Origin of the sequence: Arthrobacter crystallopoietes (assembly GCF_017603825.1) — a bacterium.
Classification (GTDB): domain Bacteria; phylum Actinomycetota; class Actinomycetes; order Actinomycetales; family Micrococcaceae; genus Crystallibacter; species Crystallibacter crystallopoietes_B.
Genome location: NZ_CP072014.1, coordinates 2555824 through 2576949 on the forward strand (window position 1 = coordinate 2555824; position 21126 = coordinate 2576949).

Genomic DNA, 21126 nt, shown 5'->3' on the forward strand with positions numbered 1-21126 from the left:
CACTCCAAGCCAGAAGGAAACACCATGAGCCAGAACCTCCGCGTTGCCGTCATCGGCGCCGGACGCATGGGCATTGACCACATCCAGCGCATCCACCGCCGCATCCACGGCGCCGAGGTGGCCGCCGTCGTCGATATCGATGTGGACCGTGCCAACGCCGCCATCGCCGGCATTCCCGGCGCCGTGGCGCTGACCGATGCCCAGGCCGCACTGGAGAACCCGGACATCAACGCCGTGCTGATCGCCACCCCGGGCTTCCTGCACGAGGAGATCCTGCATGTCGCGCTGGCCAAGGACATCCCCATCCTGTGCGAGAAGCCGCTGACCCCCGACGCCGAATCCGCCTGGAAGGTTGTCCAGGCGGAGGAGAAGCTGGGCCGCAAGCGGATCCAAGTGGGCTTCATGCGCCGTTACGACGCCGAATACGCGCAGCTGGGCGACCTCATCCGCAGCGGCGAACTCGGCGAACTGCTGGTGTTGCACCACCAGCACCGCAACGCGACCACCCCGCCCGGCTTCACCAATGAGATGCTGATCCACGACTCGGTGGTCCACGAGTTCGACGCCGTCCGCTTCTTCACGGGCGAGGAAATCACCTCGGTCCAGGTGCGGACGGGCAAGCGCACCCGCAACGCGCCGGAAGGCCAGCACGATCCGCAGCACGTACTGCTGGAGACCGAGTCCGGCGTCCTGGCCGACGTGGAGATCTACGTCAACGCCCAGTACGGCTACGAGGTTGCCACGCAGGCCTCCTTCGAAGAGGGCGTGGTCAGCATCGGCAGCGACTCCGGCCCCTACGTGCGGACGCAGGGCCGCTGGGGCGGCAAGGTTACGCCTGGCTTCGAGGAACGCTTCGGCGCAGCGTACGACGTCGAAATCCAGGCGTGGGTCGATGCCGCACTGAAGGATGGGATCGGCGGTCCGAGCGCCTGGGACGGCTACGCCACGGCTGCCTGCTGCGAAGCCGGTGTCGAGGCACAGAAGACCGGCGGCAAGGTCACCGTCGCACTGAACCCGAAGCCCGCGCTCTACAACTAAACACCCATGGCGGGAGGCGCCCGGCAAGGCTCCTCCCGCCGTTCCATGTCCGGCCCGCCCCGAAATCAACCCGAATCCACGAGGAGCGCTACCGATGAAGATCGCCCTGGATCCCACCCCGTTCCACCACAGCCACTCCGTGCTCGAGTTTCCCAAGGTCGCCGCGGAACTGGGCTACAAGTACATCCAGCTCACTCCGCACAAGGACGTTCTGCCGTTCTTCACCCATCCAAAGGCCGATGACGCCTTGGTAGCCGATTTGAAGAAGGCCTGCGCCGAGGCGGACGTCCAAATCGCGTCGGTGCTGCCGGTGCTGCGCTGGTCCTCTCCGGATGAGAACCTGCGCCAGGCCGCTGTCCGTTACTGGAAGCGCGCAGTGCAGATCGCCGTCGACCTCGGGGTGACCCAGATGAATACCGAATTCAGCGGCCGGCCCGAGCAGCCCGAGGAATCGGAGGCCGCGTTCTACCGGTCCATGGAGGAGCTCGTCCCCGTCTTCGAGCGCGAGGGCGTGCACGTGGCCATCGACCCGCACCCGGACGACTTCGTCGAAGAGGGCCTCGCCGCTTGGCGGGTCATCCGCGGCGTGAACTCCCCGAACCTCGGCTTTGTCTACGTCGCCGCCCACAGCTTCCACATGAAGGATGAGCCGGCCGACATCATGGACGCGGTGGGGGACCGGCTCCGGGTTGTCCACGTTGCGGACACCATGAACCACCATGCCTCGCACGGGCTGCGCTACATCACCAACCCGCCCGGCAATCCGGTGCGGGTGCACCAGCACCTTAAGATCGGCGACGGCGACGTGGACTGGCAGGAATTCTTCGGCGGACTGGCCGAGAACGGGTTTTTGGACCGGCCGGACTCGGTCATGGTCTCCAGCGTCTTCGCCGAAAACGAGAACGCCCTCGAAGTGTCCCGTTACCAGCTGCAGACGATGAAGGAATACGTCGGCGGTTTCCAGTAACCGCCGCAGCACCATGTACCCCGGCTGCCGTAAATTCTTCCCTGACCGAGGGGACTGTCCACCACGAGCGGTCGGAAGAAGAGGGATCCGGGCACGGCAGAACAGCCGGCCCGGGCCCTTCGTGCTGTCCGCGACCGGTACGGTGCCAACCCTTTACGGAGTGCCACCATATTGTTAGAATGTCAGGACAAACGATTCTTGAAGGAGGCGTACATGCCGTTGATCCGCATTGACGTCATCGAAGGCCGCGCCGAGCAGGAGCTCGAAGCCGTCAGCCAAGCCATCCACACCGCGGTCGTCGCGGAGTACGGGATTCCCGAGCGTGACTACTTCCACATCCTGACCGTGCACCCTCCGGGCCAGATTGTCGCCCAGGACGCGGGCCTTGGCTTTGAGCGCTCGTGCGGGGTCGTCATGATCCAGATCTTCACCCAGGAAGGCCGCAGCGCCGTCGCCAAGGCGAGCCTGTTCGAGGCCATCCACGACTCCCTGGCCGAGGTCGGCGTCGCCAGCGAAGACGTCTTTATCGGCTACATGGAGAACGGGCCGGGGGACTGGTCCTTCGGTTTCGGGCGAGCCCAGTATGTCACCGGCGAACTGGCTGTTCCCGAGCGCTGACCGGCTGGTTCTTTAGTCGTGCGCGCCCGGGACCATCTGGTCCCAGTCGATCACTGAGCCCGTGACTACTCCGGACCGCTCCGACAGTAGAAACACCACGAAGTCAGCGATCTCGTCCACCTGCCCGAGCTTGCCCATCGGCTGCGACCGGCCGGCCTTCTCCAGCCAGTCGTCGCCGGCGTTGTGGAAGCGGCGCTGGATTGCGTCCTCGCCCTCCGTCTCGGTCCAGCCGATGTTGATGCCGTTGATCCGGATCCGGTCCCACCGGTGCGCGTGCGCGGCGTTCTTGGTGAGGCCGGCCAGGCCGGCCTTGGTCGCAACATACGGCGCCAAGTAGGGCTGCCCGCCGTGCGAGCTCATGGTGATGATGTTGGCGATGCTGCCCGGCGCCCCGCGTTCCCTGAGATGCCGGATTACCTGCTGCATGAGGAAGAACGGCGCCTTCAGGTTCACCGCCACGTGCGCGTCGAACAGTTCCTCGGTGGTGTCCAGCATGGTGCCGCGCGTGGTCAACCCGGCAGCGTTAACCAGGGCGTCCACCCGGCCGAAACGCTCGACCGCCGTCTCCAGCACGCTGCCCAGCTGCGCCATGTCGGCCAGATCGGCCTTGACGAACGCCGCCGGCGTCCCGGCGGCTTCCAGCCGTTCCACCGTCTCCGCACCGTTTTCCGCATTGCGGCCGACGACGGCGACCGCCGCGGCGTCCTGCTCCGCGGCGGCGAGGGCAATGCCTGCCCCGAGCCCTTGGGTTCCGCCGCTGACCAGCAGGACTTTGTCCCGCATGAGGCCCTCAAATCCCACTGTGCTGTCCTTTCCTTTTGGTTGCTCCTGTCGTGCCGGCGTCGGCGCCCGTGCTGACGGCCACGGTCCTGCCGGTCGCCGCCGACTCCGCTGCCGCTTCCGCGAGTTCGAGGGCCGCCACGCCGTCGTCGATTCCCGGACTGGCGGCGGTGCCCTCCCGGATGCAGGCCAGGAAATGCTCCAGCTCCGCCCGATAGGCGGCGGCGTAGCGTTCGAGGAAGAACGGCTCATACGCGTCGGCCTGCTCGGTTCCCGACGACGAGTGGCTGCGCACCGACGTCGGCCGGAAGTTCTCCGCATTCAGCATGCCGTCCGAGCCGAATGCCTCCAGCCGCTGGTCGTAGCCGTACGCGCTGTGCCGGGAGTTCGTAATCGTCACCTGTTCGCCGCCGGCACCAGCCAGGACAACGACGGCGGAGTCATAGTCCCCGGCATCCCGAATGTACTGGCTGAACAGATTGGCGCCGTGCGCGGTGACCTTGACGATGTCGGGCAGGAAGAACCGGGCCATGTCGAAATCGTGGATCGTCATGTCCCGGAAGATGCCGCCCGAGGTCCGGATGTAGGCCTCAGGTGCAGGCGCCGGATCGCGGCTGGTGATGGCCAGCTGCTCCAGCCGGCCAACCTCGCCCGCGCCCACCCGCTGCCGGACCGCGGCGAAGGACGGGTCGAAGCGCCGGTTGAACCCGATCATCACCGGCCGCGCCGCGCCGCCCACCGCCCGTTGGCAGGCCCGGGCGCGTTCCAGGTCCAGGTCCACGGGTTTCTCGCAGAGCACGGCCACGTCCCGCTCCACCGCGGCGAGGATGAGGTCTACATGTGTCGGAGTAGGGGAACAGACGACGACGCCGTCCAGCCCGCCGTCGCCCAGGATCTGCTCTGCGGATTCCGTGGCGCTCGCCCCGTACAGGTCCTGCAGCCGCCGGGCATTCTCAATGACGGGATCGGTCACCCACGCGAAGTCCACCCCGGGGTGCGCGGCGAGGTTTGCGGCGTGGACCGCGCCGATCCGGCCGGACCCGATCAGGCCCAGCCGGAGCGGACGGCCGGAGCCGCCGGGATCGGGTGACACGTCAGCCCACCTGTGTCCGGCGGCGCTGCTGCTGGGCATCCAGCTCCGCCTCGAACGCAGCCAGGTCCATGCCGCTCGCCAGCGCGCGCAGCACCAGCTGGGCTTGGCTCTCCGGGGCGATGCCGCCGATCGGCTGGTCCCGGTCAAGGTTCGTGGGGAAGGCATAGCCCTCGGCCGAAGCCGCCACGACGTTGCGCACGGAGCGCTCCGGCGCACCGGCTGTGCGCTGTTGCTGCAGGATGGGATAGAGCGCTTTGCTCATGGCCGTGCGGTCCACCGTTTCCATGGCGCGGCCGAACGCGGACGAGACTTGCAGCAGGTTGGCCATGCGGCGGATGTCCGCGCTGCGGTTGTGCCCGGCCCCGTGGAACAGGGCAGGGTTGAAGAATGCGGCGTCGCCTTTCTCCAGCGGCAGCTGGACGTAGTTCTGCTCGAAATACTCAGTGAACTCTGATCGGTGGAATGCCACGTAGCCGGCCGGGTACTTGTGCGAATGCGGCAGGTAGAGCGTGGGCCCGGATTCCACCGGCATGTCGCAGTGGGCCACCGCGCCCTGCAACGTGAGCGCCGGGGAGAGCAGGTGGATGTGCGCCGGATACGTCTGTGCCTCCTCCAGTCCCATAAAACCCAGATGGTAGTCGCGGTGCGCGGTCTGGGCGGCACCGCCCGGGTTGACCACATTGACCTGGGAGGTCACCTGGTAGTTCGGGCCGAGCCAGGCCTCTGAGACCAAGGCCAGGATGTCGTTCGCGTAGTACTCCGTGAAGACCTCCGGGTCTGCCAGCGCGAGCTTGTCCAGCGCGCCCCAGACACGGTCGTTCGCGCCGGGCGGGGCGAAGTGGTCACCGGCAGCCGTCCCTGCGGCCTTCTGCGCTTCGATCAGCCGGTTGAAGGCAGCGGTGGCGCGGTCAACGACGGCAGAATCGGCGAAGGCCCCCTTGAACACCACAATGCCGGGTCCGTCCGTCAGGGCACGGACCAGCTCGGCCTGGATGTCGCGGCGGACAGCCGGGTCTTCCGCGCGCTGCTGTACGTCCGCGCCGTAGATCAGGACTTTGCGTTCCACCGCGGAGGCGAAGGGATAGTCCTCGCGCCTGGTCTCGGTGGAGACGGTCCGGATGAAGTCCTCGAGGCGGCAGTCCTCAGCGTGGAACCACTGGGCGCCTGCGATGAGGCCTGCGGTGCCGGACCGTGTTCCGGATACTGCGCTGCCGGACTGTGTTCCGGTTACTGCACTGCTGGACGGTGCACCGGTGCCGGTCTGGGCGGTAATGGCCATGGCAACTCCTTTGGTGATGGATGTGGATTGGATCGCGCCTGCGGGGACAGGCAATGGTGCTAAAGCCAGGAGACGGTTCAAGTGCCTTTCGATATGCTGCCGGGGCAGCTGCACTGAGACCAGTCTTGTTGTTCGGCGTCACACCGGCAAGGGGAAAGTACCTCAGGAATCCATCAGCCGACGTGCGTTCCTGAGTCCTTGGGTCGCCCGGGCATGCAGGCGGTCACACTGTTGCCGGACCGGGCGGGAGTCTGGCATGCTGGCCCAAGCCGCTGGCTGAATCCATCATGAATACCTCAAGGGGCAACAACCGGAGAGGGAGCACCCAGCCATCGCCGCTGAAGGAGCAAAGGAGACGTCGTGGCCCATCCGTTTACCGTGCGCGAGATCGCCCGGCAGGCCGGTGTCAGCGATGCCACCGTGGACAGGGTCCTGCATGGCCGCCCGGGCGTCCGCGCGGTGACGGCCGGGCAGGTGCGGCGGGCCATCCAGGAGCTGGAAAGCCAGCGCCACCAACTGGGGCTGACCGGGCGGCGCTTCCTGATCGATGTCGTCTCGGACGCTCCGGCTAGGTTCAACACGGCGGTGCGGAGGGCGTTGGAAAATGAGCTGCCGCTGCTGCGCCCCGCGGTGTTCCGCGCCCGCTTCCATCTGCACGAGGACTGGACCCTGGCCGGCTGTGTCGCTCAACTGGACCGCATTGCAACCCATGGCAGCCACGGCGTGGTCCTCAAGGCGCCCGACGTGCCGGAAGTGGCCGCCGCAGTCGAACGTTTGCACGCCCAGGCCATACCGGTGGTGACCTTGGCGACGGATGTCCCGGTCAGCCGTCGGCTCGCCTACGTCGGGATCGACAACCGGGCGGCGGGCGCGACGGCGGCCTATCTGGTCTCCCAATGGCTGGGCGGGCAGCCGGGCAGCGTGGCCGTGACCGTCAGCAGCGATGCCTTCCGCGGCGAGGAAGAACGGGAAATGGGGTTCCGCACCGCGATGCGCCAACTGGAACCGGACCGCCCCGTGAGCTACCTGGCCGGCTCGAACGGGCTGGACGCCAACGCCCGCGACATCATGGCGCGGGCACTTGCTGACGATGAAGGACTGGCCGCGGTCTATTCCATCGGAGGAGGCAATGCCGGATTGCTGGCCGCCTTCGCCGAGGCGGAACGGACACCGGCAGTCTTCATTGGTCACGACCTGAACCCGGACAACGTCCGGCTGCTGCGGGAGGGGCGGATCAGCGCGCTGCTGCACCACGACCTCCGGCAGGACCTCAACCGTTGCTGCCGGATCCTGATGCGCCACCACGGTGCACTGCCCGAGGACCAGGCGGGCGAGGCGTCGAAGATCGACGTGGTGACCCCGCACAATATTCCGGCCGGACTGTAGGAGCCCGGCCGGAGCGGCGTGGCGCGGGTCAGGCCGTGAAGGGCAGCCGTGGGTCCATTTCCTGGCCGTCCCAGGTCTGGCGGATCCAGCCATGGTGCGGGTCGTCGCTGATCAGCCACTCCCGCACGCGGCCGGGACCGGCCATCACGTTCAGGTAGTACAGGTCATAGCCGGGAGCAGCCATCGCAGGTCCATGCCAGCCGTAGGGGACCAGCACGACGTCGCCGGTGCGGACCTCGGCGTTGACGTCGATGGGCCGCTCGTCCGAGGCATAGACGCGGGCATAGCCGATGGGGTCCACTGCTGCGGGGGCCGGCGCGTCCTGGGCCAGCCGGGTCTCGAAGTAGTAGATTTCCTCGAGGCTGGTCTCGCCGTCCTTCTCCTTGTCATGCTTGTGCGGGGGATAGGAGGACCAGTTGCCGGCCGGGGTGATGACCTCGCAGACAATGAACCGGTCCGCCTCCAAGGCTGCGGGTGTGCCGAAGTTGTGCACTTGACGGGAGCAGATCCCGGAGCCGCGCAGTTCAACGGGAGTGTCTTCGGCCTTGATCAGGCGGACGGGGTAGCTGGCCTTGGCGGGTGCCAGTGCCACGGCTACGCGTCCGCCCTGGGGCGACGAAATGGCGACGGCGGTCTCGATCCCCGTGTAGAGCACGTCCGAGGGACCAGCGAAGACGGAGCCGCGGCCGCGGAGCTGGTAGTCCGTGCCGTCCACCGTTACGGTGAAAGCGCCTTGCAGCGGAATGACGATCCGTTCCTCCGCCTCGGCCGCGAGCTTTACGGCCTCGCCGGGCGCGAGCTCGGCGATCTTGATGCCGGTGTGCGCCCAGCCGTCCACCGGAGTGGGGCTGTCGGACGCTCCGAGCGAGACTTGCCAGGCGCCGTCGCCGGCGGTTCCTAGGGGATAGACCCATTGCGTTGACTCGGGCATAGCTGGAGGCCTTTCAGTTCGGGATCGGGATGGGGGAGCGACGGAAGCGCGGCGGTCAGCGCTGGACCAGGGTCATCTCAAAGCTGTAGGAATCGGCGCGGTAGACATGGTGGCCGGTCTCGACGTTGCGGCCGGTATCGTCCACGGCTGTGCGCTCCATCGTGACCAGCGCCGAGCCCGCATCGGTGTGGAGCAGGCGGGCCTGCCGCGAATCGGCCACCATGGCGCCAATCCGCTGGCTGGCGAGACGGAAGTTCACGCCGGCGTCGCGCAGAATCTGGTAGAGGCCCAGTTGCCGAAGGCCTTCCTCGGTGATGTCCGTGATGTCATCCCGGACCCAGTTCTCCATCAGGGCTAACGGTTTACCGCCCACGCTCCGGAGCCGGGTGAAGTGGTAGACGTTCACGCCGGAGGGCAAGGCGAGTGCCTGCGCAATGGCCGCATCTGCCTTGCCGTGGCGGAACTCGAGGACCTCGGTGGTGGGCTTCTGTCCGGTGCGCTGAAGATCGTCGAAGAGGCTGGAAAGCTCCAGGTGCCGGCGGACCTGATTCGAAACCACCTGCGTGCCAACGCCGCGCTTGCGGACCAGGAGGCCGGAACGAACCAGTTCGTCCATGGCCTTGCGCATGGTGGGCCGCGAGAGCTTCAGCTTACTGGCCAGTTCAATCTCGTTGTCCAGGCGGGAGCCGGACTCCAGCACGCCGCTGTGGATGGCCGCCTCAATGCCCTGTACTACCTGATGGTAGAGCGGCACCGGGGAGGACCGGTCTATGGGGATATTGAGGTCTGCGCTCATTGCTCCTCCTCCGCCTGCTTTCTGGTCTAGTGGCTGTTTGGTCGAAATGTAAGGACAAACGCCCTGCGGTGATGGTATCAGCGATTACGAACCACCGGAGGGCGATCGTTTACTGCCTCGGCGGTTCGTCTCCGTAACGGTTTCTTCGCAATGTGAATATGTCCTTACATACTATTGACTTCTGTGATCCCTGTCACCCATGCTTGGTGTCAAGGCACTGACCGAGCATCTGCTGACGGATGCCGGGAGGCAGTACCACCGGTCTTCGGGGAAGGCCGGTTCGCGAAAACAAAGGAGATTCTCGTGTCACACAAGCTTTCGCTGCGGAAACTGGCGGCTGCTGCGGTCCTGGTTCCCGCACTCACCCTCACGGCCTGTTCCGCTGGAGGTCGCGCCCCCGAATCGGGCGGGGAAGGCGGCGGCGGTGCCGTTGCCGAGACCGAGCGCATGAACATTGCCCTCATTACGCACGCTGCCCCGGGTGACACATTCTGGGACATCGTCCGCAAGGGCGCGGAGGAAGCTGCAGCCAAGGACAACGTCGAGCTGCAGTACCTTTCCGATCCCGAAGGCGGCCGCCAGGCCCAGCTGATCGAGCAGGCAGTGGACCAGGGTGTCGACGGCATCGCCGTTACCCTGGCGAAGCCGGACGCGCTCGCCTCGGCACTGAAGCAGGCCACGGATGCCGGCATCCCTGTGGTCAGCCTCAACGCCGGCGAGGACCGCTTCGCCGACCTCGGTGCGTTCACCCACTTCGGCTCGAACGAGAAGCTCGCCGGCGAGGCCGTTGGCGAACGGCTCGCTGCGGACGGCTACGAGCATCCGATCTGCGTGATCCAGGAACAGGGCCACGTGGGCCTGGAGAACCGCTGCGCCGGTGTCAAGGCCAAGGTTCCCGATACGGAGATCCTCTACGTCCAGGGCACTGACATGACCCAAGTGCAGTCCACCGTTACCGCGAAGCTGCAGGCAACGGATGCTGCCGACGTCGTTATTGGCCTTGGCGCACCGTTCACACTGACCATTCTGCAGTCCATCGAAACTGCCGGCAGCGAGGCAAAGGCTGCGTCCTTCGATATGAATGCCGAGCTGGCCCAGAAGATCGTGGACGGCGACGTCATCTTCACCGTCGACCAGCAGCCCTGGCTGCAGGGTTATGGGGCCATCGACGCGCTGTGGCAGAACCAGCGCGGCGGCTTCGAGATTGGCGGCGGCCAGCCGGTCCTGACCGGTCCGACCATCGTTGACCAGGAGAGCGCCGCCGAGGTTCTCGAATTCGCCGAGCAGGGCGTCCGCTAACCCCACCGTTGACCGCTGTGGCGGAGCCCGCAAACGGTTCCGCCACAGCATCCAAGGAGAAATGACATGACTCTCACAGCAACAGCTCCCGCGGCAGATGAACGGGTAGCCAAGAAAAGTACGCTCAGCAAGCTGCTGGGCCGCCCGGAGATCGGCGCCCTGGTCGGTGCCATCGCCCTCTTTATCTTCTTCGCCGCGGTGGCGCCCGTGTTCCTGCAGCCAGGCTCGATCGCGACCGTTCTTTACGGCGCCTCGACCATCGGCATCATGGCCGTGGGCGTGTCCCTGCTGATGATCGGCGGCGAGTTCGACCTCTCCACCGGTGTCGCCGTGATCAGTTCGGCGCTGACGGCGTCGCTGTTCAGCTGGTACTTCTCCATGAACATCTGGGTTGGCGTGGTGCTGGCGCTGGCCCTCTCGCTGGGCGTCGGCTTCATCAACGGCTGGATCCTGATCAAAACCAAGCTGCCCTCCTTCATCGTCACCCTGGCGACGTTCCTGATGCTGACCGGCCTGAACCTCGGCCTGACCCGCGCCATCGGTGGCAGCGTTTCCACCCCCTCCATCGCCAACATGGACGGCTTCGAATCGGCCCGCGCCATCTTCGCCTCCTCAGTGAACATCGCAGGCGTGGACGTGAAGATCACCGTCTTCATCTGGATTGCCATGGTCGCGGTGGCGTCGTGGATACTGCTGCGCACCAAGATCGGCAACTGGATCTTTGCCTCGGGCGGCGACGCCGATGCGGCGCGCGCCGTGGGCGTCCCGGTGGTGCGCACCAAGATCGGCCTGTTCATGGGCGTGGGCTTCTGCGCCTGGGTGCTCGGCATGCACAACCTATTCGCCTTCTCCACGGTGCAGTCCGGTGAAGGCATCGGCAACGAATTCCTCTACATCATCGCTGCCGTCATCGGCGGCTGCCTCCTCACCGGCGGCTACGGCTCGGCGATCGGCGGCGCGATCGGCGCATTCATCTTCGGCATGGCCAACAAGGGCATTGTTTATGCCGAGTGGAACCCGGACTGGTTCAAGTTCTTCCTGGGGCTGATGCTGCTCCTGGCCACCATCGTCAACCTCGTGGTGAAGCGCCGGGCCGAGCAGAAGTAAGCGAACCGGGACAGCCAAGACCTAAGCAGGAGCTAAAGGAAATGACCATCATGAAACACAAGGACATCAGCCAGGACGAGCTGCTTCGCGGCGAGAAGGACCCGCTGACCAGCACACCGGTCCATCTGCTGGAGCTGGACAAGGTCGGCAAGCACTACGGCAACATCATCGCCCTGAGCGACGTGACCATGGCCGTGGACGCAGGCCGCGTCACCTGCGTCCTCGGCGACAACGGCGCCGGAAAGTCCACGCTGATCAAGATCATCGCGGGCCTGCACAAGCACGATGCGGGAACCTTCTCCATCTTCGGCGAGCCGCGCCACCTCAATTCGCCCCGGGAGGCGCTGGACGCCGGCATCGCGGCCGTGTACCAGGACCTCGCCGTCGTCTCGCTGATGCCGATCTGGCGCAACTTCTTCCTCGGGTCCGAGCTGACAACGGGCGTCGGACCGTTCAAGCGGCTGGACGTGGAGAAGATGAAGCAGATCACCAAGAAGGAACTGCAGGAGATGGGCATCGACCTGCGCGACGTGGAGCAGCCCATCGGCCAGCTCTCCGGCGGTGAGCGCCAGTGTGTGGCGATCGCCCGCGCCGTCCACTTCGGTGCCAAGGTCCTGATCCTGGACGAGCCGACCGCCGCGCTGGGCGTGAAGCAGTCCGGCGTCGTGCTTCGCTACATCCTGCAGGCCCGCGACCGCGGCCTCGGCGTCATCTTCATCACCCACAACCCGCATCACGCCTTCCCCGTGGGCGACCGGTTCCTGCTGCTCAAGCGCGGCAAGTCGATCGGCTACTACAACAAGAAGGACATCACGCTCGAGGAGCTGACCGCGCAGATGGCCGGCGGTGCCGAACTGGCCGAGCTGGCGCACGAGCTGGAGTCGCTAGGCGGCCACAGCGACGTTGTGGCGGAGGTCGAGGCCGAGGTCGCGAGCACCGAACCGCGCCGCAGCTAAACCGGGCTGGAGCCGAACCGCAGACAACAGGAACCGACAGGAAAGAGGAGCATGACCATCCGCACGGGAGTGATCGGCGCGGGCATCATGGGCGCCGACCATGCACAGAACCTGGCCCGCAACATCGGCGGTGCCTCGCTGACCGTCATCGCGGACATCGACGTCGAAAGGGCGAAGGCGTCGGCGACGGTCCTCGGGGCCCGCGCGGTGTCGGATCCGCTGGAACTGATCAAAGCGAACGACGTCGATGCCGTGGTCATCGCCTCCCACGATTCCACGCACGCCGAGCTGGTCCAGGCCTGCCTGGACGCCGGCAAGCCGGTGCTGTGCGAGAAGCCGCTGGCCCCCACGGCGGCGGAAGCGCGGGAAGTTGTGGAGGCCGAGCGCAGGGTCCGCGGTGGGCACGGCCGGTCCTTGGTCAGCGTGGGCCTCATGCGCCGTTTCGACCCGGGGCATCTCGAGGTCCGTGAGGCCATCGGAGAGGGGCGGCTGGGCCGGACGCTGCTGCTGCACGGCATCAGCCGGAACGTCTCCGCCGCGCCGGGCGCCACGAGCGAGTCCGCCGTCACCAACTCCGCGATCCACGAACTGGACTCCTTCCCCTGGCTGCTGGATAGCCCGATCACGGAGGTGGCCTGGGTACCCGGAATCCTCCCGACGTCGAAGGCAGCGTTCGGGCTGCAGGATCCGGCGTTCATGATGATGCGCCTGGGCTCCGGCGTGTTGGCCACCCTGGAACTGTTCCTCAACGCCGGGCACGGCTACTCGACGCAGTGCGAGGTGGTCGGCGAGCACGGCACCGGCCGCTTCCTGGAACCGGCCTCCGTGGCCTACAACGCGGAGCTGAAGAGCTACACGCAGTACCCGCAGGACTGGCGGCCGCGTTTCGCCGAGGCCTACCGGCGCCAGTTGCAGGCTTGGATCCACTCGCTGCAGGAGGGGACGGATTCACCGCTGGCCAGCGCCGAGGACGGACTCCGCGCCACTCTTGCCGCTGAGGCCATGGTGGCTTCCATGCACAACGGCGGCGCCTTCACCCGGGTGGAACAGGTATGAGCGCGGTCTTCCCCGATGCCCTGCCCGTCAGCCGGGTGCCGGACTCCCGCGATGCCCCGCCGCTGCGCTGGGGCATAGCCGGGCCGGGCTGGATCGCCGAACGGTTCGCCGCCTCGCTGCAGCAGCACACCCGGCAGGTCCTGGCCGCCGTCGGCTCCCGCTCGGCGGAACGCTCCGCGGACTTTGCCGCGCGGTTCGGCATCGAAGCGGCCTTCGGCAGTTACGAGGAAATGGCGGCGGCCCCGGACGTGGACATCGTCTACGTGGCCACGCCGCACAACCACCACCACGCCGTCGCGCGCCTGGCGCTCGAGGCCGGCAAGCACGTCCTGATCGAGAAGCCGATCGGCATCAACGCGCGGCAGGCCGAGGACATTGCCGCCCTGGCCGAGGCGCGGGGCCTGCTGGCCGCCGAAGCACTTTGGACGTTCTTCCTGCCCAAGTACGACGCCGTGCGGCAGCTTCTCGACGCCGGTGCCCTGGGGCAGTTGGTCACCGTGCTGGCCGAATACGGCGAGCATTTCGAACCCGGCCACCGCATCTTCGACCCGAAGCTGGCCGGCGGACCGCTGCTGGATCTGGGCACGTACCCGCTGGCGTTCATCTCCTCGGTACTGGGCCTGCCCGAGACGGTGCACGCTGTCGGAACCCCGCACCCGGCCGGCGTCAACGGGCAGATCTCCGCCGTGATGGATTTCGCCGGCGGGGCGCACGCGGTGGTCAACACCAACCTCTACGGGTTCACTCCGACCACAGCCACTATCGTGGGCACCGAAGCCACGCTCACCCTGGACGGACCCTTCAACGCGCCGGGCGGCTTCACGGTCCGCACCGCGGACGGCCGGGAACTGCGCTACGAGGAGCCGGCCGGCGATCATCTGGGCGGGCTGCACTTCCAGGCCGCGGCGGTTGCCCGCGCGATCGCAGCCGGTGGGCTGGAGGTGGCGGAGCGTCCCTTGGCCGAATCGGTCAAGACGATGCGGCTGGCCGACGAACTGCGTGGCCAGCTGGGCCTCAGCTTTCCCGACGAACCGCACGCCGCGGCCAGCGAGCCACAGCGACTAGACAGCCTCACACTGCACGATACTGAGCAGCCGTAATTACTTAGCAAAGGAAACGATGAAGAACGTCACCCTCGGTCTCGCCGGCGCCGGCCGCATCGGCACCATGCACGCCGGAAACATTGCTGCCCTCAACGCCGGCCTGGCGGAGCAGGGCATCCGGATCCGGCTGCAGATCACCGACGTCGCGGCGGATTACGCGCGCACCGTGGCCGCGTCTGTAGGGGCGGATTTTGTCCCCAGTGTCCGGGAGATGCTCGACGGCGGGATCGACGGCCTGGTCATCGCCACCGGAACCGCAACCCACCCGGAACTCATCCGTGCCGGGGTGGACGCGGGCGTGCCCGTCTTCTGCGAAAAGCCGGTGGCCGGGAACGTCCCCGATTCGCTGCCCGTCCTGGACTACATCCGCGAGCACAACGGCGTCGTGCAGATCGGCCACCAGCGCCGCTTCGACGCCGGCTACCTGGAGGCCAAGCGCCGGCTCGACGCGGGGGAGCTGGGCTGGATCCACTCCCTGCGGGCCGTTACCGGCGACATGTTCCCGCCGTCGGTCGAGTTCCTTGCCACCTCCGGCGGGCTGTTCCGCGACTGCTCGGTGCACGACTTCGATATCCTGCGCTGGCTGACCGGCCGCGAAATCGTGGAGGTCTACGCGCGCGGCTCGAACAACGGCGATCCCGCCATCGGCGCCGTGGGGGATGTGGACACTGCGCTCGCCGTCGTCACTTTCGACGACGGAACCGTCGGAACCGTCTCGGCCACCCGCTACAACGGTGCCGGCCACGACGTGCGGCTCGAGATCCAGGGCTCCAAGTCCTCCGTCATGGTGGGCCTGGACGACAAGACGGCCCTGCGGTCGACCGAAGCCGGCGTCGAATTCCCGCAGGGGGAGACCCACAAGACGTTCGCCGAGCGTTTCGACGCCGCGTACCGGGCCGAGATGCTGGCGTTCCTCGAGCTGATCGAAGGCCAGCGGGAAAACCCCTGCACCCCGGAAGACGCAGTGGCGGCCTCCAGGGTTGCCGACGCCGCCCAGCTGTCGCTGGAAACCGGCAGCCCGGTGAAGGTGGAACTCTGACGCCAAACGCCCATAACGGGACGAGGACGATGGCCGGGGTTGCGCAGCAGATGCGCAGCCCCGGCCGTTTCCCTCTCTAGCGCGAGGCGTCCGCCGTCCGGAGGGTGAAGGCCTCACGGAAGCGCGTCAGGGCGAGCCCGCTGTCCGATGCGGCCCACGCCTCCATTCCGACTGTGCCCTGGTAGCCAATTTCGTCCAGGGTCCGCGCAATGGCCGGGTAGTTGATCTCCCCGGTCCCGGGTTCGCAGCGCCCCGGGACGTCCGCCACCTGGATCTCGCCGATGTGCGGCAGGGCGCGGCCGAGCAGGTCGATCAGGTTCCCCTCGCCGATCTGCGCATGGTAGAGGTCCAGCATCAGCTTGACGTTCGGATGCTCCACGGCCTCGACCAATGCCAGTGTGTCCGTGGCCCGGGCGAGCGGAATGCCCGGGTGGTCCACGATCGTGTTCAGGTTCTCCAGCGCGAACGTGATGCCGTGTTTGGCGCCCAGCTCGCCGAGCTTTTCCAGCGTGCGCAGTCCCGTGAGCCACATCCGGCCGGTTGCCCGGTAGGCAGGACGTGCGGCCTGACCGTCGATCAGCTCCGCCGGGTGGACCACCATGCGGCTGATGCCGAGGGCCAAGGCTGTCGGAATGAGCTCTGCGGCGGTCCGGACCACATCCCCGGCGGTATCCGGCTCGATAACGCTGCCGGCGGAGTAGCCCGTCATGGACGAGAACGTTGCGCCGGTCGCGGCGAGGCGTTCGATGTCGTGTTTCCGCGTGTCCCAAAGCTCGACGTCGAATCCTGCCTCGGAGATGCGCCGGACGCGTTCCTCGATCGGCAGCTCGAGGAAGAGCATCTCGGCGCACACGGCGAGGCGGATGCCGCCGGTGCCGACCTGCTTGGCGTCGGTTGCCGCGCTCATCGGGCGGCCGCCGGGGCAGTCTTGCCGGCGGAAGCCGGCTGATCGACGTCGGCCACATTCACCGGGGCGCCGGTCTCGACGGACCTGATGCAGGCCAGGACGAGGGCGAGGGCCGCCCGCGCATCGGCACCGCTTGGAGCGGCAAACTCCGGCGCGGGCGTACCGTCGCGCCGGCTGCGGATTATCTCGGCAAAGTGGGCGATCTCGCCGGTGTAGGCATCGTGGAACAGCTCCACGTTCAGCCGCGGGGTGGCGCCGCTGGAGCCGTGGGCCGTGTAGGTGGTCGCCGCGGTTTCCTGCAGCGAGCCGGCCTGGACCATGCCTGCGGAACCGAAAACCTCGCCCCGGACGTCGTAGCCGTAGAGCGCGCTGAAGTTGGCCTCGGCGACGGCGATGGCCCCGTTGCTGTAGCGGATGGTGACGACGGCGGTGTCGAGGTAGCCCTGGTCCTTGAGGGAAGGCTCCACCAGCGCGTCTGCCATGACGTGGACCTGCTCCGGAACCGCGCCCTGGTTGAACCAGTTCAGGGTGTCGAAGTCATGAATGAGGGTCTCGAGGAAGATGGTCCACTGCGGAGTGCGGTCCGCGTTCGGAATGGTGTCCGTCGTATTCGGGTCGCGGGTGAGGGAACGCAGCAGCCGCGGTTCGCCCACCGTTCCGGCATCGATACTGCGCTTGGCCTCCGCAAAGTCCGCCGCAAACCTCCGGTTGAACCCGATCTGCAGTTCGACGCCGGCTCCGGCCACGGCGGCAAGGGCGTCGTCCAGCTCTTCGAGCGTGCGCGCTGCAGGCTTTTCGCAGAAGACGTGTTTGCCGGCGGCAGCAGCGGCCGCGATCAGCGACGCGTGGAAGCGGACGGGAGCGGCAATGATGACGCCATCAATGTCAGGATCGGCGAACAGGTCGGCAGGGTCGGCCGTAACCTTTGCGACCCCGAGCCGGTCCGCGAGCTCAGTGGCCGGACCGAGGGCAGGATCGGCGATCGCTTCCAGCCGTGTTCCGGCGATCCGGGTGGCGGCGCTTTCGGCATGGAACGCGCCCATCCAGCCGGAACCGATCAGGGCCAGCCGGACCGGCCGTGCCGGATCCGCGGTCCGTTCAATGTATGCCATGGGTACTCCTTCAGGATGGGGGTCCGGCACAGAACGGCCGGACTAGAACGATCTAGTAGCAGGATGGATTAACTGTGGCACACGTGGACAGTGCTGTCTAGATCGATCTAGTATCAGTTTCGGGGTCGAGGATTCGAACCAACCGGAAGAGGAGCAATGGAGCGTGAGCGGTCCGCGGGGACAACCCCCCGCAGAACCACCTTGGCTGATGTGGCGGCGGCCGCGGGAGTCTCGCGCGCCCTGGCTTCGATTGTGATGCGTGGTGCCGAAGGGGCGGGACAGGCGACCAGGCAGCGCGTGCTCGAGGTGGCCCGCGAGCTGGGCTACCGGCCGGATTCGCGTGCCCGCCTGCTGCGCAGCAGCCGGACCCGTCTGCTCGGCGTCACCTTCACCGTGTCCGAGCCGTTCCATGGCGAGATTGTCGAATCCATCTACGCTGCGGCCGAGGCCGCCGGTTTCGAGGTGGCCCTCAGCGCCGTGGGCGAGCGACGGCCGGAGTCCCGGGCCGTGGAGTCGCTTTTGGATGCGGGCATCGAGGCCGCGTTGATGATCTCCCCGTCCTCCGCTTCCGTGGAGCTGGCAGCGTACGCGCACAGAGTGCCGGTGGTCAGTCTGCTCAGTCCCGTGGCGGCCGAGGGCGTGGACGTGGTCCGCAGCGACGACGGCGCCGGGGTCCGCGCAGCCGTGGAGCACCTGGTGTCCCTGGGCCACCGCGATATCGCGCATGTTGACGGGGCTGCTGCTGTTGCCGCTTCCGAACGCCGGACGGCCTACGAGGCAGCCATGCGGGAATTCGGGTTCGGTTCCTCGATCCGGGTGGTCAACGGGGGAGCACACGAAGAAGACGGCATCCGTGCCGCCGGCGAGCTGCTCGCAGGTCCGCCTCCGGATGCCATCGTCGCCTTCAACGACCGCTGCGCCCTCGGGGTACTCGAGGCCGTCCGGCGGGCCGGCCTAAAGGTGCCAGCGGATCTTTCCGTGGCGGGGTACGACGACAGCCAGCTTTCCCGCCTCAGCCACGTGCAGCTGACCACGGTCAGCCAGGAGGCCCCGCGGCTGGCAGAAGCCGCCGTGGCCTGTGCGGCGGCCCGGCTTGCTTCCGAGGAGCCTTCCGGCCTGGTGCATCAGCCGCTACTGGTGGTGCGCGCCACCACCGGACCGGCTCCCGCGCGCGTCTAGGGTGCCGTGACGGAACCTGGCGCCGTCGTCGTCGTTCGCCTGGTGAGGTCACGCGACACGGGCACTGCCAGGAGGAGGGCCGTGGCGCAGAGTCCGGCCAGGAGGAAGAATCCGGCGTCGAACGAGCCGAGCGTGTCCTTGGCGGAGCCGAGCAGGTACAGCGAGGCCAGTGCGCCGACGTTGGCCCAGAAGTTGGAGAAGCCGCTGATGGTGCCGGCGAATTCGCGGCCGAGCGCGCGGACCGGGATGTCGAACAGCGGACCGAAATAGATCTGCACCAGGAACTGGTTGACCGCCACCAGGACCAGCAGGGCGGCGGGGGACTGGGCCTGGACGATCAGCAGCAGCGTGCCGCTGATCAGCACCAGGGCAGCGGCGATGACCGCGACCGGGCGGTTGAAGCGGTCGGCGATGTAGCCGCCGAGGAAGTTCGCCGGAGCCGAGAGCAGCGCGCCGGCGGCGAGGACCAGCCCCGCGGCCTGCAGCGACATGCCCTTGTCCGCCACGAGGTAGGTGGGCAGCCACATCGCGGTGCCGCCCGTGACCGCCAGGCGGACAAACTGGATGCCTCCGCAGAGCCACAGGATCCGCTCCTTCATCAATGCGGCCAACTCGTGCAGGCGGACGGGCCGGGTGTCCTGTGCGGTGCCGGGCGCCTCGGGCGTTTTCCAGTAGACGACCAGGAAGAGCAGACCCAGCGCGGCGAAAATCAGGAACAGATTGCGCCAGCCCAGGGGCCCCACGAGGATCGGGCCCAGGGTATTGAGGAAAATGTTGGAGGTGAAGCCCAGTGCCACGAACAAGCCCATCGCGGTGGCGCGGCGCTCAGGCGGGAATTGCCGGGCCATCAGCACCATGCCCGGGGCGAACATCAGCGAGCGGAACACCCCGGAAACGGCCTGGTCCAGCAGCAGCCAACCGAAACTGGGCAGCAGCGCAAAGCCCAGGGCGGTCAGGTTCACGCCGAGCGTGCCGATCAGGAAGACCCGCTTGGCGCCGAAGCGGTCGGCCAGGTAACCGGCCGGCATCTGCATGGCCGCGTAGGTGGCGGTGGTCGCGATGGCGAAGAGGCCGGACTGAGTGAAGGTCAGCCCCAGCTCGGTCCGGATCAGGGGCAGGAACAGCGCGATGCCCGCATACGCCAAGGACTGGGAGCTTTGGCAGAGCACGATCAGGGCGGCGATGAAGCCGCGGGAACTCCTCATCCAATCAGTCTTCCAGATCGGTCTTGCGGCGAACCATCTTGCAGGTCAGGCGCAGTCATGGATTTGGCGTGGTAGTGCCTTGACCGTTCTGGAGCGGGAGCGTCATTTTGTAATTGGTCATCTCTACGCCGAGTGTGACGGGGTGCTGCTCGGCGACCACGGTGAACCCGTGCCGCTCGAAGAACGGCCGTGCCGTGATGCTCGCATTGGTGTACAGCTCCGACGTGCCGGCCATTAACGCAATGCCGTGGAGATGCGTCAGCAGGGCGCCGGCGACGCCGCGTCGACCGAACCTGGGGGCGACAAACATCATGTCGATGTATCCATCGTCTCCGAGGTCAGCGAAGCCGGCCACCTCGAACCCGATGGTGGCCACGTAGGTATTGAGCGACGTCCGCGCCAAGTTCCATTGGTTGACGTCCCGTTCGGCGGGTCGCGCCCATGCGGCGATCTGCTCCGCCGAGTAGTGGACCGCAGCAGTTTCCATCACCGCTGCCAGAAACACGCTCAGAGTAGCTGGCGCATCGGTTTCGGCGTAAGGCCGGATCTCCATTCCCTCATTCCATCACGCGGGGCGGCTGCCCGGCCTGCGCCGCAGGTGGAGCGAGTTCACCAACCGTTCACCCGGCGTTGTTAGAGTGCCGTGAATTCGCGAGCCGGAAGGGGTGGTGGGATGACTCAGGACGGCAAACATTGGTCGATTGAGAATCAAGGCTGGGTCAGGGAGAACCTGCGCGAGGCCATCGACCAACTGGTGGAGCTGGGCTACTCAGTGCGGGGCGGGCAGGGCGAGGACCCTGAGCTCATTGATCCCGGTGGTTCGGCAGTGGAGACGTGGCGGGATGACTACCCGTACGACGCACGGATGTCACGGGAAGAATACGAGCTGGAGAAATACCGCTTGCAGGTGGAGCTGCTGAAGTTCCAGTACTGGAGCCAGGACCATGACCTCAAGCATGTGATCGTTTTCGAAGGCCGCGACGCGGCAGGCAAGGGCGGGACGATCAAGCGCTTCGCCGAGCATCTGAATCCTCGCGCCGCCCGGACGGTGGCGCTGGGAAAACCGTCCGACCGCGAACAGGGCCAGTGGTACTTCCAGCGCTACATCCACCATCTGCCCACGGCCGGCGAGATCGTGATGTTCGACCGCTCCTGGTACAACCGGGCCAACGTGGAGCGTGTGATGGAGTTCTGCAGTGCCAAGGAGTACGAGACCTTTATGGGGCAGGCTCCGGTCTTCGAACGGATGCTGGTCGATTCCGGCATCCACCTCTA

20 protein-coding genes and 1 pseudogene are annotated in these 21126 nt (G+C 66.9%); 12 read left to right on the forward strand and 9 right to left on the reverse strand.

Translation table 11 applies throughout. The features are described from left to right. Positions 1 to 24: 24 nt before the first annotated feature. The 3 genes from J5251_RS11795 to J5251_RS11805 all read left to right on the forward strand — a co-directional run bounded on the left by J5251_RS11795 (position 25) and on the right by J5251_RS11805 (position 2623). Positions 25 to 1038, forward strand: a complete 1014-nt coding sequence (locus J5251_RS11795; protein WP_208574102.1) for a Gfo/Idh/MocA family protein — start codon at positions 25 to 27, stop codon at positions 1036 to 1038. Positions 1039 to 1132: 94 nt separating this feature from the next. Further along, positions 1133 to 2005, forward strand: a complete 873-nt coding sequence (locus J5251_RS11800) for a sugar phosphate isomerase/epimerase family protein (protein WP_139005887.1) — start codon at positions 1133 to 1135, stop codon at positions 2003 to 2005. Positions 2006 to 2218: 213 nt separating this feature from the next. Beyond that, positions 2219 to 2623: a tautomerase family protein gene (locus J5251_RS11805; protein ID WP_139005886.1), complete on the forward strand. Its 405-nt coding sequence runs from the start codon at positions 2219 to 2221 to the stop codon at positions 2621 to 2623. Between the two features lie 12 nt (positions 2624 to 2635). Here J5251_RS11805 and J5251_RS11810 read toward each other — a convergent pair whose 3' ends face one another. Genes J5251_RS11810 through J5251_RS11820 form a run of 3 tightly spaced genes read right to left on the reverse strand, consistent with a single transcriptional unit; the run spans position 2636 to position 5775 of the window. Then, positions 2636 to 3406, reverse strand: coding sequence for an SDR family oxidoreductase (locus tag J5251_RS11810; protein WP_208576149.1), 771 nt, complete (start codon positions 3404 to 3406; stop codon positions 2636 to 2638). A 7-nt stretch (positions 3407 to 3413) separates the two neighbouring features. Further along, the gene (iolG, locus tag J5251_RS11815; RefSeq protein WP_208574103.1) at positions 3414 to 4535 is read right to left on the reverse strand and encodes an inositol 2-dehydrogenase; all 1122 of its coding nucleotides are present in this window, start codon (positions 4533 to 4535) and stop codon (positions 3414 to 3416) included. Next, a complete protein-coding gene (locus J5251_RS11820; RefSeq protein ID WP_208574104.1) occupies positions 4498 to 5775 on the reverse strand; it encodes a phytanoyl-CoA dioxygenase family protein in 1278 nt (425 codons plus the stop codon). Before J5251_RS11820 ends, iolG begins: the two co-directional genes overlap by 38 nt. A gap of 360 nt (positions 5776 to 6135) precedes the next feature. Between J5251_RS11820 and J5251_RS11825 the strand changes: the two genes are divergently transcribed. Further along, positions 6136 to 7161 carry a LacI family DNA-binding transcriptional regulator gene (locus tag J5251_RS11825; RefSeq protein ID WP_208574105.1) on the forward strand — a complete coding sequence of 342 codons (1026 nt, stop codon included), beginning with the start codon at positions 6136 to 6138 and terminating at the stop codon, positions 7159 to 7161. Between the two features lie 28 nt (positions 7162 to 7189). On the opposite strand, the gene iolB is transcribed toward J5251_RS11825, so the two are convergent. Then, a complete protein-coding gene (iolB, locus tag J5251_RS11830) occupies positions 7190 to 8092 on the reverse strand; it encodes a 5-deoxy-glucuronate isomerase (protein ID WP_208574106.1) in 903 nt (300 codons plus the stop codon). A gap of 55 nt (positions 8093 to 8147) precedes the next feature. Next, a complete protein-coding gene (locus tag J5251_RS11835; protein WP_139005882.1) occupies positions 8148 to 8888 on the reverse strand; it encodes a GntR family transcriptional regulator in 741 nt (246 codons plus the stop codon). 303 nt (positions 8889 to 9191) lie between these two features. Between J5251_RS11835 and J5251_RS11840 the strand changes: the two genes are divergently transcribed. From J5251_RS11840 to J5251_RS11865, 6 genes are all read left to right on the forward strand, one after another. Then, entirely contained in the window at positions 9192 to 10187 is a 996-nt protein-coding gene (locus J5251_RS11840) for a substrate-binding domain-containing protein (protein ID WP_139005881.1), read from the forward strand. Between the two features lie 66 nt (positions 10188 to 10253). Further along, positions 10254 to 11294 carry an ABC transporter permease gene (locus J5251_RS11845; RefSeq protein ID WP_139005880.1) on the forward strand — a complete coding sequence of 347 codons (1041 nt, stop codon included), beginning with the start codon at positions 10254 to 10256 and terminating at the stop codon, positions 11292 to 11294. A gap of 50 nt (positions 11295 to 11344) precedes the next feature. Further along, positions 11345 to 12250: an ATP-binding cassette domain-containing protein gene (locus J5251_RS11850; RefSeq protein ID WP_139005922.1), complete on the forward strand. Its 906-nt coding sequence runs from the start codon at positions 11345 to 11347 to the stop codon at positions 12248 to 12250. 51 nt (positions 12251 to 12301) lie between these two features. Beyond that, the gene (locus J5251_RS11855) at positions 12302 to 13306 is read left to right on the forward strand and encodes a Gfo/Idh/MocA family protein (RefSeq protein WP_139005879.1); all 1005 of its coding nucleotides are present in this window, start codon (positions 12302 to 12304) and stop codon (positions 13304 to 13306) included. Next, positions 13303 to 14406: a Gfo/Idh/MocA family protein gene (locus tag J5251_RS11860; protein WP_139005878.1), complete on the forward strand. Its 1104-nt coding sequence runs from the start codon at positions 13303 to 13305 to the stop codon at positions 14404 to 14406. Before J5251_RS11855 ends, J5251_RS11860 begins: the two co-directional genes overlap by 4 nt. Positions 14407 to 14425: 19 nt before the next feature. Beyond that, positions 14426 to 15448, forward strand: a complete 1023-nt coding sequence (locus J5251_RS11865) for a Gfo/Idh/MocA family oxidoreductase (protein ID WP_139005877.1) — start codon at positions 14426 to 14428, stop codon at positions 15446 to 15448. 76 nt (positions 15449 to 15524) lie between these two features. On the opposite strand, the gene J5251_RS11870 is transcribed toward J5251_RS11865, so the two are convergent. Beyond that, the gene (locus J5251_RS11870) at positions 15525 to 16355 is read right to left on the reverse strand and encodes a TIM barrel protein (protein WP_139005876.1); all 831 of its coding nucleotides are present in this window, start codon (positions 16353 to 16355) and stop codon (positions 15525 to 15527) included. Continuing rightward, complete coding sequence (locus tag J5251_RS11875) at positions 16352 to 17467, reverse strand: Gfo/Idh/MocA family oxidoreductase (RefSeq protein WP_139005875.1); 1116 nt, start codon at positions 17465 to 17467, stop codon at positions 16352 to 16354. Before J5251_RS11875 ends, J5251_RS11870 begins: the two co-directional genes overlap by 4 nt. Before the next feature lie 156 nt (positions 17468 to 17623). On the opposite strand from J5251_RS11875, the gene J5251_RS11880 reads away from it, so the two are divergent. Continuing rightward, complete coding sequence (locus tag J5251_RS11880; RefSeq protein WP_139005874.1) at positions 17624 to 18646, forward strand: LacI family DNA-binding transcriptional regulator; 1023 nt, start codon at positions 17624 to 17626, stop codon at positions 18644 to 18646. Here J5251_RS11880 and J5251_RS11885 read toward each other — a convergent pair. Together J5251_RS11885 and J5251_RS11890 are read right to left on the reverse strand one after the other, a co-directional pair. Further along, positions 18643 to 19851, reverse strand: a complete 1209-nt coding sequence (locus J5251_RS11885; RefSeq protein ID WP_208574107.1) for an MFS transporter — start codon at positions 19849 to 19851, stop codon at positions 18643 to 18645. The genes J5251_RS11880 and J5251_RS11885 overlap by 4 nt on opposite strands. Before the next feature lie 55 nt (positions 19852 to 19906). Then, positions 19907 to 20404 (reverse strand): GNAT family N-acetyltransferase, encoded by a 498-nt coding sequence (locus tag J5251_RS11890; RefSeq protein ID WP_139005872.1) that lies wholly within the window; start codon positions 20402 to 20404, stop codon positions 19907 to 19909. A gap of 120 nt (positions 20405 to 20524) precedes the next feature. Here J5251_RS11890 and J5251_RS11895 point away from each other — a divergent pair. After that, a pseudogene (locus tag J5251_RS11895) lies at positions 20525 to 21124 on the forward strand (polyphosphate kinase 2); the annotation flags it as partial. Positions 21125 to 21126: the final 2 nt, after the last annotated feature.